16 protein-coding genes are annotated in these 15,845 nt (G+C 64.3%); 8 read left to right on the top strand and 8 right to left on the bottom strand.

Annotated features, from left to right (window positions below):
- Window positions 1-82: 82 nt before the first annotated feature.
- Window positions 83-973: a DUF5996 family protein gene (locus tag ACFI9K_RS22945; RefSeq protein WP_462665642.1), complete on the bottom strand. Its 891-nt coding sequence runs from the start codon at window positions 971-973 to the stop codon at window positions 83-85.
- A 13-nt stretch (window positions 974-986) separates the two neighbouring features.
- On the opposite strand from ACFI9K_RS22945, the gene ACFI9K_RS22940 reads away from it, so the two are divergent.
- Window positions 987-1,964, top strand: a complete 978-nt coding sequence (locus ACFI9K_RS22940) for a class I SAM-dependent methyltransferase (RefSeq protein ID WP_462665641.1) — start codon at window positions 987-989, stop codon at window positions 1,962-1,964.
- A gap of 16 nt (window positions 1,965-1,980) precedes the next feature.
- On the opposite strand, the gene ACFI9K_RS22935 is transcribed toward ACFI9K_RS22940, so the two are convergent.
- Together ACFI9K_RS22935 and ACFI9K_RS22930 are read right to left on the bottom strand one after the other, a co-directional pair.
- Complete coding sequence (locus ACFI9K_RS22935; RefSeq protein ID WP_462665640.1) at window positions 1,981-2,418, bottom strand: SRPBCC family protein; 438 nt, start codon at window positions 2,416-2,418, stop codon at window positions 1,981-1,983.
- A 26-nt stretch (window positions 2,419-2,444) separates the two neighbouring features.
- A complete protein-coding gene (locus ACFI9K_RS22930) occupies window positions 2,445-2,912 on the bottom strand; it encodes an SRPBCC family protein (RefSeq protein WP_462665639.1) in 468 nt (155 codons plus the stop codon).
- A 193-nt stretch (window positions 2,913-3,105) separates the two neighbouring features.
- On the opposite strand from ACFI9K_RS22930, the gene ACFI9K_RS22925 reads away from it, so the two are divergent.
- Complete coding sequence (locus tag ACFI9K_RS22925) at window positions 3,106-5,286, top strand: glutamine synthetase III family protein (RefSeq protein ID WP_462665638.1); 2,181 nt, start codon at window positions 3,106-3,108, stop codon at window positions 5,284-5,286.
- Between the two features lie 102 nt (window positions 5,287-5,388).
- Entirely contained in the window at window positions 5,389-6,462 is a 1,074-nt protein-coding gene (locus ACFI9K_RS22920) for an alkene reductase (protein WP_462665637.1), read from the top strand.
- Window positions 6,463-6,571: 109 nt separating this feature from the next.
- Here ACFI9K_RS22920 and ACFI9K_RS22915 read toward each other — a convergent pair whose 3' ends face one another.
- Genes ACFI9K_RS22915 through ACFI9K_RS22905 form a run of 3 tightly spaced genes read right to left on the bottom strand, consistent with a single transcriptional unit; the run spans window position 6,572 to window position 9,616 of the window.
- Window positions 6,572-8,077: a tripartite tricarboxylate transporter permease gene (locus ACFI9K_RS22915; RefSeq protein WP_462665636.1), complete on the bottom strand. Its 1,506-nt coding sequence runs from the start codon at window positions 8,075-8,077 to the stop codon at window positions 6,572-6,574.
- 16 nt (window positions 8,078-8,093) lie between these two features.
- On the bottom strand, window positions 8,094-8,630 hold the full coding sequence (locus ACFI9K_RS22910) for a tripartite tricarboxylate transporter TctB family protein (RefSeq protein ID WP_462665635.1): 537 nt from the start codon (window positions 8,628-8,630) through the stop codon (window positions 8,094-8,096).
- Window positions 8,627-9,616 (bottom strand): Bug family tripartite tricarboxylate transporter substrate binding protein, encoded by a 990-nt coding sequence (locus ACFI9K_RS22905; protein WP_462665634.1) that lies wholly within the window; start codon window positions 9,614-9,616, stop codon window positions 8,627-8,629. The genes ACFI9K_RS22910 and ACFI9K_RS22905 overlap by 4 nt, the downstream gene beginning before the upstream one ends.
- Before the next feature lie 91 nt (window positions 9,617-9,707).
- On the opposite strand from ACFI9K_RS22905, the gene ACFI9K_RS22900 reads away from it, so the two are divergent.
- The 3 genes from ACFI9K_RS22900 to ACFI9K_RS22890 all read left to right on the top strand — a co-directional run bounded on the left by ACFI9K_RS22900 (window position 9,708) and on the right by ACFI9K_RS22890 (window position 12,643).
- Window positions 9,708-10,100 (top strand): universal stress protein, encoded by a 393-nt coding sequence (locus ACFI9K_RS22900; protein ID WP_462665633.1) that lies wholly within the window; start codon window positions 9,708-9,710, stop codon window positions 10,098-10,100.
- 120 nt (window positions 10,101-10,220) lie between these two features.
- Complete coding sequence (locus tag ACFI9K_RS22895; RefSeq protein WP_462665632.1) at window positions 10,221-11,627, top strand: hemolysin family protein; 1,407 nt, start codon at window positions 10,221-10,223, stop codon at window positions 11,625-11,627.
- The gene (locus tag ACFI9K_RS22890; protein WP_462665631.1) at window positions 11,624-12,643 is read left to right on the top strand and encodes a hemolysin family protein; all 1,020 of its coding nucleotides are present in this window, start codon (window positions 11,624-11,626) and stop codon (window positions 12,641-12,643) included. The genes ACFI9K_RS22895 and ACFI9K_RS22890 overlap by 4 nt, the downstream gene beginning before the upstream one ends.
- Before the next feature lie 309 nt (window positions 12,644-12,952).
- On the opposite strand, the gene ACFI9K_RS22885 is transcribed toward ACFI9K_RS22890, so the two are convergent.
- Both ACFI9K_RS22885 and ACFI9K_RS22880 read right to left on the bottom strand, forming a co-directional pair.
- Window positions 12,953-13,432, bottom strand: a complete 480-nt coding sequence (locus ACFI9K_RS22885) for a DUF6764 family protein (protein WP_462665630.1) — start codon at window positions 13,430-13,432, stop codon at window positions 12,953-12,955.
- Window positions 13,433-13,790: 358 nt separating this feature from the next.
- The gene (locus tag ACFI9K_RS22880; protein ID WP_462665629.1) at window positions 13,791-14,165 is read right to left on the bottom strand and encodes a winged helix-turn-helix transcriptional regulator; all 375 of its coding nucleotides are present in this window, start codon (window positions 14,163-14,165) and stop codon (window positions 13,791-13,793) included.
- Between the two features lie 112 nt (window positions 14,166-14,277).
- Between ACFI9K_RS22880 and ACFI9K_RS22875 the strand changes: the two genes are divergently transcribed.
- On the top strand, window positions 14,278-15,132 hold the full coding sequence (locus ACFI9K_RS22875; RefSeq protein WP_462665628.1) for an SDR family oxidoreductase: 855 nt from the start codon (window positions 14,278-14,280) through the stop codon (window positions 15,130-15,132).
- 51 nt (window positions 15,133-15,183) lie between these two features.
- Window positions 15,184-15,807, top strand: coding sequence for an FKBP-type peptidyl-prolyl cis-trans isomerase (locus tag ACFI9K_RS22870; protein WP_462665627.1), 624 nt, complete (start codon window positions 15,184-15,186; stop codon window positions 15,805-15,807).
- The last annotated feature ends 38 nt before the right edge of the window (window positions 15,808-15,845 follow it).

The following is a 15,845-nucleotide window of genomic DNA, read 5'->3' as shown; positions in this document are numbered from 1 at the left end:
CCCCCCCCCCCCCCCCCCCCCCCCCCCCCCCCCGGGGCCCCCCCCGGTTCTGCGTTGTGTCGGTTTCCTGCCAGATCGTGTACTACTCCCAGCGGCCGGTTTCGGCGGCCGCACGGTGGGTCTGTTCGAGGAAGGCCAGTAACAGCGCATCGGGATCTCGGGCGGTACGCACCTCGGAATAGGGCAGGACGTACTCGCCGAGTTCGCGATCGAAGTAGGCCGGGGCCTCGACGGCCGGATGGCTGTCGTAGCCGTCCGGGTTGGGGTAGGCGTAGGAGTAGAAGACCCCTTCGGTGGCCCCACCCGGCCAGAATCCCGCGCTCGAGACCTCGTCGCTGTACGCCTCGTGCATCACCCAGTCCGCACAGTTCGGAACACCGCCCGGGTGCTGCGGTGCAGATCGTCCGGAAAAGCGGGTGACTGCGAGATCGAAGGCACCCCAGAAGAAGTGAACCGGGCTGGATTTACCGCGAAAACCGGCGCGGAACTCGGAGAACACGCGATGTGCGCTGACCAGGGCACGCCAGAACTTCTCGATCGCGTCCGCGTCGTAGGAGGCGTGCTCGACGTCCTCCGCGAACGGCGTGGCGTCCGGCAGTTCGACCGGCTTTCCCATGATTTTCGCATCGACGCCGAGCTGAGTGAGCAGATCGGTGTACTCGGCGAAGAAGTCTGCGACAGTGCGGGCTTCGAGCTTCATGGTGCGGCGCTCGCCGTCCGTGGTGGCCAGGATCAACTGGTGCGCGAGAAAGTCGAAACGAATTTCGAGGCCCCGATCGTCGCCCAGCGGCATCAGCGACGTCGTCAGACCCGAAGCGTCGACGTACAGCGCTACTCCCCACCAGTGGTTGAGCGGAGGCGCGAGCGCCATTCGGGTCTTACCGACGATCTGGGTCCACAGATGCACCGTGTCGCGAGTGTCCGACCAACCCTCGATCGTCAATTCCGGCCACGCGTCGTACGAATTCGTCATGTGTCGATGATGCATGGAATTGCGGCTCGCGGACACGTTTCTGCTCGCCGCCGCACTGGCCGGGTCACGGGCGTCGACGGTACGGTTGTGCGCACAGGGGGCGGAACGAACCTGCCCACCCGTCGATGCGGAGGTTCTCGAGGTGTCCACCGATCCCAATCTCGATGTGTTCGACGACGCCCGGGTGGCGGCTGTATATGTCGACTACATCGGTCCCACCGAGGGATTTCTCGATCGAGGTGAGACGGCGGCACTGATTGCGGCAGCAGACCTGGCGCGCGACAGTCCGGTGTTGGATGTGGGGGTCGGGAGCGGACGTACGACGGGGTTGCTTCGGTTGTTGAGCGACCGATACGTTGCGATCGACTACGCGCCGAGCATGATCGACGCCTTCCGTCGCAATTTTCCAGACCTTCCCGCGCACGTGGCCGACGCCCGCGATCTGGCAGAGTTCGCCGACGGTGAGTTCGGCCTGGTCGTGTTCAGCAATTGTGGAATCGACGCCGTCTCGCACGAGGAACGCGCCCGCGTGTTGTCGGAGTTCGCCCGGGTGTCGGGCGAGGGCGGGATCCTGGTGTTCTCGACCCTCAACCGCGGGGGTCGGTCCTACCGCGAGAATCCGTTTCAGCTGAAGCGGCCGACCACCAGATTCACAGTGTCCCCACGAAACATCTTGATGGGCTTCGGTCGCCGCGTACTCGACCCCGCCGCTCAGATGCGCGGCGTCAGGAACTGGTTGGCCAATCGGTCCAAGGCCGAGGATCACCTCGAGTGGGCCACTGCACCGTTGGCCGCCCACGAATATGCGCTCGTCATGCACTTCTCGACGTTGGACGACATCCGCGATCTCGTCACCGGTGCCGGCTACGAGCTGATTGCGATCTACAGCGACGACGGCGACATCAACCCCCCGGACCGGCACGAGTCCTCCGCCGACTTCTTCACCGTTCTCGCCCGAAAGGGCACTCAGGATTTCAGCAGCGCAGACTGAAGTTCCGAGGTCAGGTTCAGAGAGCCTCGAGGGCGCTGGTCATCTTCTCCACGGTGTCCGGAGCGACCTTGGCCTCGAAACCCGCCTTCAGGAAAGGGCCGGCAACCTTTGCGGCACCATTGAATTCGACTTGTGCGTGGTAGTCGATCCGGGTCGACTCGGGGCTCTCGGCCGTCAACGTGATGTCGTCGACACTGGTGGCCGTCTTGTTCTTTCCCTCGAGCACGATGTGGTCGGGCTCATCGGTGACCAGGGTGTAGGTCAACTCCGTTGTGATTCCGAACAACTTGGAGACGTTGTGCCATTGTGTTCCGACGGCGACCGGCCCGTCGGAAACCTGTGTGCAGCTTTGGGTTCCGGGATCCCACGACGGTGCGTTGGAAAAGTCGCGAAGAAATGCGGCCGCCGACTCCATCGAGACAGCGGCGGTGAAAGTGCGGGTGACGTCGACCATGGGGATTCTTCCTTGCCGTGGGGGGATCAGTCTTCGAACGGGACGCCGAGGTGATCGGCGAGCCTGCGCATGGTGCCGACGATCTGATCCTCGGTCACCCGCGGAAAGCCGGCCATCGCACGAAATTCCGGGTCTGTGACGCGCGACCAGTCGTACACCTGAGTCAGGGCAGTCCGATCCTCGGCGACTGCTTCGAGTTCCCAGGACCATCGCGTGCCACGAGGTTCCAGTCCTCGGCGGTTGGGAATCCAGCCGATGTGTCGATCCTGCTCGAACACGAACACGGTGTTCTCCATGACGTACTCGCCGAGCTCGGGCTGATACATATCCATCGCGAAGGTGTCGCCCACCGCGCCCAGTGGCGTCGGGTCGATTGCGCCGCGCAGCATGTCCGATCCGTCGACCGCGGCCTGGACCTCGGGATTGGCGAGAGCGGTGAACACCGACGCAGGGGGAGCGTCGATCACGCGCCGGACGGTCAACTCTTCGGTCATCTGGCACGCCTTCCAGTTGTTCGAGCAGGCTGCGGACTTACCCGCGGTTGCGTGTGCACAAACTCCGGCAAAGGAAGTTTTGCCTCGCAGTGGACACAGCGACGAAACACGACCGCCACGTCGCATTCGTACAGTCGCCGGGTCGGACTCCGCAAAATCCAGCTGTGGAGCAGCACCTTGTCAAGGGGTAGCCATGAGTGGAAATACCGTACGCCTGCAGGCGATCAAAGACGTCGAGGCGTATGTGCCGCCTGCGGTCAGCTTCGTCGGAGACGAGAAGCCGGGCGAGATCTTCGGCGAGAACGTCTTCAGCAAGGTCGTCATGCAGAAGCGTCTGCCCAAATCGGTCTTCAAGTCCGTGATGGCGACGATCGACAAGGGCAAGAAGCTCGATCCCATGGTCGCCGACGCGGTGGCGTCGGCGATGAAGGACTGGGCCCTGGAGAAGGGTGCGACGCACTATGCGCACGTCTTCTATCCCCTCACCGGGCTCACGGCCGAGAAGCACGACAGCTTCTTCGATCCGGTCGGCGACGGCAGTGCACTCGCCGAATTTGCGGGTAAGACGCTGATCCAGGGCGAGCCCGATGCGTCGAGCTTCCCCAACGGCGGCCTACGCAACACGTTCGAGGCCCGTGGCTACACCGGCTGGGACGTCACCAGCCCGGCGTACGTACTCGAGAACCCGAACGGCAACACCCTGTGCATTCCCACGGTGTTCGTCTCGATGACCGGTGAAGCACTCGATCACAAGACGCCGTTGCTGCGCTCACAGCAGGCCATGGGCGGTCACGCCGAGCGCATTCTGAAGCTGTTCGGTCACGAGGACATCGAGAACATCGTCTCGTTCTGTGGACCGGAGCAGGAGTACTTCCTCGTCGATCGACACTTCTTCCTCGCTCGCCCCGACTTGCTGAATGCCGGACGCACCCTGTTCGGCTCGAAGCCGCCCAAAGGCCAGGAGTTCGACGACCACTACTTCGGTGCCATTCCCGAGCGCGTGCTCGGCTTCATGATGGACACCGAGCGTGAGCTGTTCAAGCTCGGCATTCCGGCCAAGACCAGGCACAACGAGGTTGCACCCGGACAGTTCGAGATCGCGCCGATGTTCGAGCGCGGCAACATCGCAGCCGACCACCAGCAACTGCTGATGACGACCTTCAAGACCATCGCCAAGAAGCACGGCATGGAATGTTTGTTCCACGAGAAGCCCTTCGAGGGCGTCAACGGCTCGGGCAAGCACGTCAACTTCTCGCTCGGGAACTCCGAACTCGGATCGCTGCTCGTGCCCGGTGACAACCCACACGACAACGCCCAGTTCCTCGTCTTCTGTGCCGCCGTCATCCGCGCGGTGCACAAGTACGGCGGACTGCTGCGCGCCTCGGTGGCGTCGGCGACCAACGATCACCGACTCGGGGCCAACGAGGCACCGCCCGCGATCATCTCGATCTTCCTGGGCGATCAGCTGGCCGATGTGTTCGATCAGATCGCCAAGGGTGCAGCCACGTCGTCGAAGGGCAAGGGCACCATGATGATCGGTGCGGACACCCTGCCCGTGCTGCCGACCGACCCCGGCGACCGCAACCGTACGAGTCCGTTCGCGTTCACCGGCAACAGGTTCGAGTTCCGCGCCCCCGGCTCGATGCAGACCGTCAACGGCCCGATGGTCACGATCAACACGATCATGGCCGAGGCGCTGGACTACATGGCGACGAACCTCGAGACGGCCATCGCCGACGGGACCGATTTCGACACCGCCGTGCAGAACCTGTTGACGGAGATCATCACCGAACACGGTGCAGTGGTGTTCAACGGTGACGGCTATTCGGACAACTGGCAGATCGAGGCCGAGGCTCGCGGACTGCCGAATCTCCGGACCACCCTCGACGCGTTGCCGGAGTTGATCTCCGAGTCGGCGATGGAACTGTTCGAGAAGTACAAGGTGTTCAACCACCGGGAGATGCACTCGCGGTACGAAATCGGGCTCGAGCAGTATGCGCTGACGGTGTTCGTCGAGGCGCGTCTGACGCTGGAAATGGGTCAGACGTCCATCCTGCCGGCGGCAGTGCGATACCAGACCGAACTGGCGCAGAACGTCAGCGCACTCAAGGGCGCAGGCGTCGACGACGTGGACATGTCTGCGCTGCACTCGGTCTCGGCTCCGCTGTCGGAGCTGCGCGCAGCGTTGGCGACCTTGAAGGGCGCGTTGGAAGCAGATCCGGGCGGCGACGCTCTGGCCGAGGCGACCCACGCCAAGGACGAGTTGTTGCCTGCCATGGCTGCCGTGCGTTCTGCATCCGACACCCTCGAGGCGATGGTGGCCGACGACCTGTGGCCACTGCCGACCTATCAGGAGATGCTCTACATTTTGTAAGTGCCTGCGTGAGCAATGTCTCGAGGTGGAATAGCTTCGTGGATCTCTTCGGTTCGGGTGAAGGACGCAGGTAGTGCACGCCCAAATGAGGAGTAGAGATCCATGAAGCTGTTTTCCCCCTTGACGCTCGGTGATCTGACATTGGAGAACCGTCTGGTGATGGCCCCGTTGACGCGGACGCGCTCCGGCCGGGACGGCGTGCCGGGACCCCTGGTGGTCGAGCACTACAAGCAGCGTGCGTCGTTGGGCCTCATCGTCAGCGAGGGCACCTACCCGAGCCACGCGGGCCAGGGCTTTCCCGGTCAGCCCGGGCTGGTGACCGACGAACAGGTCGAGGGATGGCGAGCGGTGGCCGGCGCCGTGCACGCCGACGGCGGCTTCATCTTCGCTCAGGTCATGCATGCGGGTCGGGTCACCCACGAGGCGACGACGGGCGGCCGCGAGGTCGTCGGGCCCAGCGCCATTGCCATCGACGGGGATACTCACACGTACGAGGGCAAGAAGCCGTACCCCACTCCGCGCGCTCTGCGTGAGGACGAATTGCCGTCGGTGATCGCCGATTTCGTGCAGGCATCGAAGAATGCGGTCGCCGCCGGTATGGACGGTGTCGAGGTGCACGGTGCCAACGGGTACCTGTTGCACGAGTTCCTCTCGCCGGCCTCGAACCAGCGTGACGACGTGTACGGCGGCTCGCCGGAGAATCGGGCCCGCTTTGTGGCCGAGGTCGTCGAGGCCGTGGCCGACGCGCTGGGAGCAGGCAAGGTCGGAATTCGCATTTCACCCGAACACAACATCCAAGATGCGCTCGAGACGGACTCCGACGACGTGCGTGCCACCTACCGTGCGCTGGTCGAGCGACTCGCGCCGCTCGGTCTGGCGTACCTCAGTGTGCTGCACAAGGATCCGGCCGGTGAACTGGTGCAGGATCTACGCCGGGCGTTCGGTGGCGTTGTGTTCGTCAACAGTGGCTTCGGTGAGATCACCAGCCGCGACGAGGCGCTCGCGCTCCTCGAGGACAATGTCGGTGACGCGGTAGTGGTCGGACGCCCGGCCATCGCCAACCCCGATCTCGCGTACCGCTGGCGCGAGGATCTGCCGCTGAACGAGCCCGATCCGAGCACGTTCTACACCGATGGCGCGAAGGGCTACACGGACTACCCGGCGTTCAGCGCCTAGCAGTACCCGGCGTTTGCCGACCAGATATTCAGATGCCCACCGTCACAGGTGGGCATCTGAACAATCTGTGGGCAAACGGTCGAACATGCGAGGCTGGACAGTTTCCGCTCTAGAAGTCCGCGGTCTTACGGGCGCGGATCTTGCTGACGATCGAGAACACGACGGCGATGACCATCAGCGAGTAGAGCACGATGGTGATGCCGCTGCTGACGAGAATCGACGGATCGCCTTCGCTGACGGCGAGTGCGCGTCGAAGTGATTCTTCGGCGAGCGGACCGAGGATCACTGCGATCAGTACCGGGGCGAGCGGAATCTCGTAGCGCCGCATCATGAATCCGACGATGCCGAGCCCGAGCATGAAGATCAGATCCACGATCGACGCACTGGACGCGTAGACACCCAGGGCGGCGAACACCGAAATACCCGCGTAGAGGTGGTTCTTCGGGATTTTCAGCAGCTGCGCCCACAGCGGTGCGAACGGCAGGTTGAGGATCAGCAGCACGATCATTGCCACGAAGAGGCTGGCCAGCAGGGCCCAGACGATGTCTCCGCTGCGTTCGAAGAGCAGCGGCCCGGGCTGCATGCCGTACTGCTGGAAGGCTGCGAGCAGGATTGCGGCCGTGGCCGAGGTGGGTAGCCCCAGGGCGAGCAGGGCGCCCATAGCCGTTCCGGCCGTGGAGTTTCCGGCTGCCTCCGGTCCGGCGACACCGCGAATCGCACCTTTGCCGAACATCGGATTCTTACGCTTGCGGTCGAGTCTGCGCTCGGTGCCGTAGGCCAGGAAGCTCGGAACCTCGGCACCGCCGGCGGGAATCACGCCGAACGGTACGCCGAATGCGGTTCCACGCAGCCACGCCGGGAGTGCCTCCCGGAACTCCGCCTTGCTCAGCCACGGCCGCCCCTGCGATTTGACGAGCGACCGGTCCTCGGGCCGACCGATCTTGGACGCGATGTGAATGACCTCGCCGAGAGCGAGCATCGCCACGGTGATGACGACGATGTGAATGCCGTCGAACAGGGCCGGTACCTCGAAGGTGAATCGTGAAGCGCCCGAGGGTCCGTCGATGCCGATCACGGCCAGGGTGAGGCCGATCAGCAGTGCGGTCAAACCTTTGAGGGCGGAGTCCGAGACCACAGCCGAGGTGGCGATGAAGGCGAACACTGCGAGAGCGAGGTATTCGGCCGGGCCGAAGTTCGTTGCCAGATCTGCGAGCGTCGGCGCGAAGAACACCACCAGGGTCGTGGCGATCATGCCGCCGATGAACGACGCGATGGCCGAGGTGGCCAGAGCCTGCGGGGCTCGTCCGTTCTTGGCCATCCTATGACCCTCGAACGTTCCGGCGATGGCCGTGCTGTTGCCGGGGGTGTTCATCAGAATGCCGGAGATGGAATCGCCGAACAGACCGCCGAAATACACTCCGGCGAACATGATCAGCGCAGCGGTGGGGTCGAGGGTGAACGTGACGGGCAGCAGCAGCGCCACCGCCATGGCGGAACCGAGACCGGGCAGGACGCCCACGGCGGTGCCGAGCAGTGCGCCGACGAACACCCAGACCAGGTTCATCGGAGTCAGCGCAGTGCCGAAACCGTCGAGAAGGTTGTTCAATGAATCCATCGGAAGTTCAGCTCCGTCAGAATATCTGGGCGAGAACGCCGCCGGGCAGGGTCAGGCCGAGGCCCGCGGAGAACACGATCTGAACGGCGCTCGACACCAGCAGAGCAACTGCCGCGTCGAACACGTATCGGCGACCGCCCAATCCGATCGACACGCCCCAGAACAGCAGCGCGCCGGCGAGAACCCAGCCGAGCGGGTCGAGAAGGGCGATGAACGCTGCCACCGTTCCGACGGTGATCGACAGGGTGCGCCAGTTGCTGACGGTGCCGGTGTGCGGCGCTCCGTCGTCGTCGACCCCACGATCGATCACGTCGGGTTTCATCATGAGCTGGATGGTGACGAGTACGGCGACGACGAAGCAGCCACCGGCGACGATGGCGGGAAAGACCTGCGGTCCAGGCGATGTGGCGGTCGGAGGAACGTTCATCGTGATGGTTCCGTAGACCAGGAACGCTCCGAGCGCGACGAGCAGTGCCGGGACGATCAGGCCGCTTCGGCCCGTCCAGAAGGACCGGGATGTGCCCGTGTCCGTGTCGGTGGTCGTCGTTGTCATACCAGCCCCAGCTCCTCGAGAATTCCGGTGATGCGCGCTTGCTCGACGTCGAGGAATTCGCCGAATTCTTCTCCCGTCAGGACCGATTCCTTCCAACGGTTGCGCTCGACGGCCGTCGCCCACTGCTCGGTCTCGACCATCTCGGTCACGATGTCGACGAGCGTCTGGCGGTCCTCGTCCGAGATCCCTGGCGGCGCAACGATTCCACGCCAGTTGACGAGGTCGACGTTGTAGCCCTGCTCGATGAACGTGTCCACGTCGAAGTCTTCGAGCGGCTCGGGGGATGCCACCGCCAGCGCGCGCACATTGCCGGCTTCGATCTGATCGCGGAAATCGTTGAAGCCGCTGACCGCGACGCCGACGGTGTTGGACAGCAGTGACGTCAGTACCTCACCGCCGCCGGAGTAGGCGATGTAATTGATTGCGGCCGGGTCGATGTCGGCTTCCTGCGCCAATTGGCCCGCGACGATGTGGTCGATTCCGCCGAGGGATCCGCCGCCGATGGGAAGACCGCCGGGATTGGCCCGCCAGGCCTCGATCATGTCGTCGAGATTCTGGATCGGCGAGTCGTTGGGAACGACGAACACCTCGAAGTCCTCGGCGAGCTTGGCGATCGGCACGGTGTCGGACAAGGTGGTCGCGGAGTTGTTGATCGCGATTCCGCCGAGCATGACGGTGCCGGTGATCATGACGGTGGTGGGCTGGCCGCTGAGGTTCTCGAGTTGGCTCAGGCCGATGGTGCCACCGGCACCGGGGACATTGACCACCTGCGCGTTGTTGACGATGCCGTCGCTGCGAAGGGCTTGCTGTGACTCGCGGGCGACCAGGTCCCAGCCCCCGCCCGCGGCCGCCGGTGCGATCAGGGTGAGTTTGGCTCGGGCGTCGGAGCCGCTGGCACTGCGGGCTGCATCGATCCCGGCGACGGTAACTGCTCCCACCACCACCAAGGCTCCGACCGTTCGTAGCAGTGTGGGCGATATCGCCATCAGAGACCTTTCATGTGATGTGTCACAGCGCCAGGTTAGATACTGTTTGTCTCATTAGTCCAATTGTTGGAACGAGCAGTGGGAGCACGACGTGGCGGTAGCGAGCGCAGTGGCAGTGGCGATGAGCAACACCCCCGAGGGGCAGGAAGCGTTGCGACGCGGTGCCGCGGAGGCCGAGTTGCGCCAGGCGCAGCTGATCGTGTTGTCCGTGGTGGACCGCGATTCCGTATCGGCGGATGACCGCAGCGCGGCGCAGGCGGAACTGGACCGGACTCTTCCTGGAACAGAGGCAACCCTGCGCGTCGAGCCGGACGGCGGCGACCCGGCCGGTGCCCTGGTCGATCTCGTCGCCGACGTCGGTGCGGGCATGGTCGTCATCGGATCGAAGCGTCGATCCGCCGTCGGCAAGTTCTTGATGGGCAGCACGGTGCAGCGAGTTCTGCTGGACAGTCCCGTCCCCGTCCTCGTCGTGAAAGCGCCGTAACCCGGTAGTATCGGACAAACTTCACACCACACGACCCCGAGGAATCATGGACAGCGATAAACCCGGGCCGGACACGGCTCCCCGCACTACAGCTACTACGTGCGAGGCGGTGTCCGGCGAATGAGCGTTCTGCTCACTCTTCTGCTCGGCCTGCTCGTCGTTTTCCTCATCACCGTCGCCACCGGCTACTTCGTGGCTCAAGAATTCGCGTACATGACCGTCGACCGGTCTCGGCTCAAGGCGCGCGCCGAAGCCGGCGACGCGGTTGCGGCTCGCACGTTGACCGTCACCAAGCGCACGTCGTTCATGCTGTCCGGTGCTCAGTTGGGCATCACGGTCACAGGTCTGCTGGTCGGCTACGTCGCCGAGCCTTTGATCGGCCGATCGTTCGGTGCCATTCTCGGCGGCATCGGAATCCCGACGGCTATCGGTGTCGGCCTCGGTGCCGTCCTGGCGATCACGTTCGCGACGTTCGTGCAGATGCTCTTCGGTGAACTGTTCCCCAAGAACTTCGCCATCGCCCGTCCCGAGCCCGTGGCTCGATGGCTCTCGCTGTCGACGACCATCTACCTCAAGCTGTTCGGCTGGTTGATCACCATCTTCGATCAGTCGTCGAACCTGCTGCTCAAAGCGTTGAAGATCGAGCCCGTGCACGACGTGGAACATTCGGCCAGTCCCCGCGACCTCGAGCACATCGTCTCCGACTCACGCGAGACCGGCGATCTGCCCGACGAGCTATCGACCCTGCTCGATCGCATTCTGGACTTCCCGACGCGCAACGTCGAGCACGCGATGATTCCGCGTTCACGAGCCGCCACGGTGCGCGACACCGATACTCTCGGTGAGGTGAAAGCGTTGATGGGACAGGAGCATTCGCGGTATCCGGTACTCGACGAGAACGACGGGATCGTCGGCGTGATCCACCTGCACGACGTGCTGGCCTCCACCGAGCCCGATTCGACGCCGATCTCCGGACTCACCCGCGACGCACTGATTCTTCCCGAGATGCAGAGCCTGCCCGACGCGATGCGCGAGCTGCGGGCGACACGCAACCAATTGGCCTGTGTCATCGACGAATACGGCGGTCTCACCGGTGTCATCACCATCGAGGATCTGGCCGAGGAACTCGTCGGTGAGATCACCGACGAGCACGACGACGGTGTTCTCGACCCCAGTCCGGTCAGCGCCGAGGATGGCAGCTGGACGATGGCGGGCGAGGTGCACGTCGACGAGGTCGAGCGGGCCATCGGGGTGGATCTGCCCGACGGTGACTACGAGACCATCGCCGGATTCGCTATCGCACACCATGGTTCGCTACCCGATGTCGGGACCCGTATCGAAGTGGATCTGCCGCCGGACAATGCAGATCTGGCCAACGACGACGAGACCCCCATCCGCTTCGTCACGATCGAAGTGCAGGAGATCGACAGTCACGTGCCGTCGCTGCTCACCCTGACCATCGACGAGCGGGCAGCCGAGCACGACGAGAATTCGGCAGAGTCCGACACCGCAGGAGCACACCGATGAGCAATCTCTGGGTCTTTCTGGTCGTCACCATCGGTCTCATCGCTGCGAGCGCGTTCTTCGTCGCGGTCGAGTTCGCGTTGCTCGCGGCCAAGCGGCATCGCCTGGAAGACGCTGCACCGAATTCGCGATCCGCTCGCGCCGCGCTGCGGAGCTCCTCCGAGTTGACGGTGCTGCTCGCCGGTTCGCAGCTCGGTATCACCGTCTGCACCCTTGCCCTCGGTGCGACCACCAAGCCGGCCGTGCACTACTGGCTCACCCCGCTGTTCGAGAGCATCGGCCTGCCGTACTGGTTCGCTGACGTTCTCGGATTCGTTCTCGCCCTGATCATCGTCACGTTCCTGCACTTGGTCGTCGGCGAGATGGCACCGAAGTCCTGGGCCATCGCACACCCGGAGAAGTCGGCGACGATGCTCGCACTACCGATGCGCGCGTTCATGTTTCTCACGCGTCCGGTGCTGACGGCGCTGAACAACATGGCGAACTGGTGCCTGCGCAAGGTGGGCGTCGAGCCGGCCGACACCGTGGGCACCGGCCAGAATGCGGACGATCTGCGTCAACTGGTGGAGCACTCGGTCAATGTCGGTGCTCTGGACGCGAGCTATCAGGCGCAGATATCCGGAGCCCTGGAACTGCAGGATCTCACCGTCGGCGATCTGGTTGCCGGAAGCGGCGCGCCGACGTCGGTCCCGTCGTCGGCGTCGATCGACGACGTGCGCGAGGCGTCGCGCATCAGCGGGCACCTACGGATCCTGGTCAGCGACGAGGATGTCGTGAAAGGTGTTGTGCACGTTCGGGATACGTTGACCGATCCCGAGAATCTGGCCGAGATCACCCGTCCGGCATACACACTGGAGTCCACCACTCCGGTGTATGTGGCGCTGGCGTCGATGCGCGAGACCCGGCACCATCTGGCGTTGGTGGTGGACGCTTCGGTAGGGGCGGGTGAGACATCTCGGACGATCGGCGTGGTGACACTCTCGGACGTGCTCACGCGGCTGCTACCCGAACCCGTCTGAACGCTGCGACCTTCGAACGAGACATCCCCGACCGGCCTACACGGCCGATCGGGGATGTCTTCGTTGTATCGAGCCCGAGTGCTCAGATCGGGGCGATGACCAACAGGTGTGCCCAGTACGACGCGACGTCGTGGCCGAGCTGGGGGAGCAGCACGTCGTAGAGCAGGTAGGACATCATTGCCGTCGAACTCCTTGTTCAGCGGGTCGTTGCCGACTCGCGTACCGAGACTTGTAAGTCCTTGAAACTGTAAATGACCGGGCCTTCGGCGGCATCCATATCGCTCACTCGCGTGCGTCGCTCGGAACGTGTCAGCCGACGCAGCCCTGCAGGGTGGTGAAGCTACCCGCGATTCCGACACCGTTGCACACTGCGCCCTCGGGGGTGAGGGTGATGGTCGAGCCCGGTGCTGCTACCGCGATGGACAGGCCGAGGCCGGCCGCGGTGTTCTGTGCAATGGCACCGGGACCGAAAGCGATTGCCGCGGGCGCACCGCCGAAACTGGCGTTGCTGACTGCGGTTCCGCCGTTGAGTCCGAGCGCCAGTGCTGCCGCGTTGTTCATGGCCTCCGCCGAGCCCCAACCCTCGAGCCCGATTCCGGCGGCTGCGCTGGCACCGTCGGCGGAGCTGTCGCACTGGGAGCCTCCGACGAGCGCAGCGATGTCCGCACCGCCGGGTGCTGTGGTGCACGCGACGGGTGCCGCCGATGCAGTGCCGGGTACCAGGGCCGCGAAGGTACAGGCGAATCCGAATGCAGCCGCTCCGCCGAGAATTCTCTTGGTGTGGAACATGGTGAATGCCTCCCGAGATCGATGCGTCGGCACCGGTGTGCCGAGCGTGCTGGTCGCTGGGTCACACCTGTGTCGAGACCCGACTCCCTGTATCCGAGTGTTACCCCGTCGAGACTCCGTCAGCGATCATCAGCATCACGAATCGATCTCGTTAACATAACGCCGCGATAACGCCTACCTCCCCCCGGTCGGGATCAATGCGCCTTTCAGTCACTTGGACTGCAAGAAAGCCACATTGATCCGTCCGCAGGTGGCAGGTATGCGACGACCCAGGTATTGACGACCCGGGTATCCGATGACACAGGTATTCGATGACACAGGTGGCAACGGGTGGTGCCTGGTGACACCCATCGGGGGATCAGCGGGCGTCGTGCTCGGCGCGCGCCTCGAGAACGGTGGGCATCGATCCCTCGATGAGTTCGATGAGGTCCGTCAATCGCGATCCGACCTCGCGTCCGAGTGGGGTCAGGCTGTATTCGACCTTGGGTGGAATGGTCTCGAGAACGGTGCGGACTATCAGGCCGTCACGTTCGAGAGTCTGCAACGTCTGCGCCAGCATTCGTTCGCTGACGCCGTCGACGCGTCTGCGGAGGGCATTGAATCGGTAGTCGCCTTCGGTGAGGGCGGCCAGGACCAGCACTCCCCACCGGCTCGTGGCGTTCTGCAGCGTTTGCCTGGATCCGCACTCACGAGCGAATACGGATGCTTCGAGAGATTCGACGGCCTCGGACATATCGCCATGTTAGCGCAGGCCGTAACCGCAGCGCTTATTCTTGGTGTTGCACTGCACGAAAAGTAAGTGCATGATGAACCGGAACTTGAAACCTCAACCTTGGGAGCGTTCCATGACCACAGCTATCACCGGAGCAACGGGCAATCTCGGCGGCCTCGTCATCACCGCACTCATCGAGCGCGGCGTCTCACCGACCGACATCGTCGCCGTCGTGCGCAACGCAGACAAGGCCGCTTCGCTGGCCGAGCGTGGCGTGCAAGTTCGGGTTGCCGATTACAGCGACACCGCCGCTCTGACGTCCGCATTCGCGGGCGTGGACAAGGTGCTGCTGATTTCGGGATCGGAAGTCGGTCAGCGAATCGCGCAGCACAACAACGTGATCGACGCTGCCGAGACGGCCGGGGTCGGCTTGATCGCGTACACCAGTGTGCTCGCCGCCGACACCTCCGGCATCAGTCTGGCCCCCGAGCACAAGGCAACCGAGGAGCGGCTGACGGCCTCGTCGATCCCGGCCGTGTTCCTACGCAACGGTTGGTACTGGGAGAACTACCTCGGCTCGCTCGGTCAGGCGATCGAGAGCGGCGTGTGGCTCGGTGCAGGCGGCGACGGCAAGATCGCCGCGGCCACGCGGGCCGATTACGCCGCGGCCGCGGCCGCAGCTCTGACCCAGGACGACCAAGGCGGAAAGATCTACGAACTGGGCGGCGACGAACGGCTGACGTACGCCGAATTTGCGAACGTCGTAGCCGACGTCTCCGGCAAGCCGGTGGTCTACAAGGACGTGTCGGAGTCCGAGTACGCCGCAATTCTCGAGGGCGCTGGGTTGCCCGGCTTCGTGGCGACCATGCTCGCCAGCGCCGATGCAGGTATCTCGCGCGGGGAACTCGACACCGATTCAGGTGACTTGCAGTCCCTGATCGGTCGGCACTCCACCCCGGTGGCCGAGGTGCTCCGCGCCGCACTGTGACCGGTGCTGGGGACCGACGGGTGTCCCAGGGGCCGGGACGCTACTTGTAGCGTGGGCGCGGTGAATCAGACCAAGACCCGCACCCTGTTCCTGGCCGCCTCCGCATCGCTCGTTCTCCTGACGGGTGCGTGCAGTTCGGATACGGACAGCGCGTCCCCGGCGACGACGTCCGCTTCCACGTCCACCTCGGCTGCGGCCCCGGCTGCGTCGACCGGCGGATGCCCAACGACAGCCCCCGAGTCGGGCGGAACTCCCGAGTGGACGCTGGCCGGGGATACCGGCAATATCGCCGTCGTCGGATCCACGGACGAGGTGGCTCCGTCGGTCACGGTCGAGGCCCCGTTCAGCGTCGCCGAGACACAGGTGAAGACGCTGACCGTCGGTGACGGTCCGGTCATCGCGGACGACGCCGAGGTGTCCGTGTGCTACTTGGGCGTCAACGGACGCGACGGGCAGAGCTTCGACAGCAGCTACGAGGGCATCGGGGCTCCGGTCGATTTCCCGCTGAACGGTGTGGTGGCGGGCTTCCAGAAAGCCATCGCAGGGCAGACCGTCGGCTCGACAGTCGCCGTTGCGGTGACGTCGGCCGACGGTTACCCGAGCGGCCAGCCGCAGGCAGGAATCGAACCGGGAGACAGCTTGATCTTCGCGATTGCGATCCTGTCCGCGAGCTGAATGCGGCGTGGCCGCAGTGGTGCGGTCGAGAGCCACTC

The sequence above is a fragment of the Rhodococcus sp. PSi06 genome, from assembly GCF_054960675.1.
The sequence above is the reverse complement of the archived record's forward strand: the minus strand, read 5'-3'. Positions and strand labels throughout refer to the sequence as shown.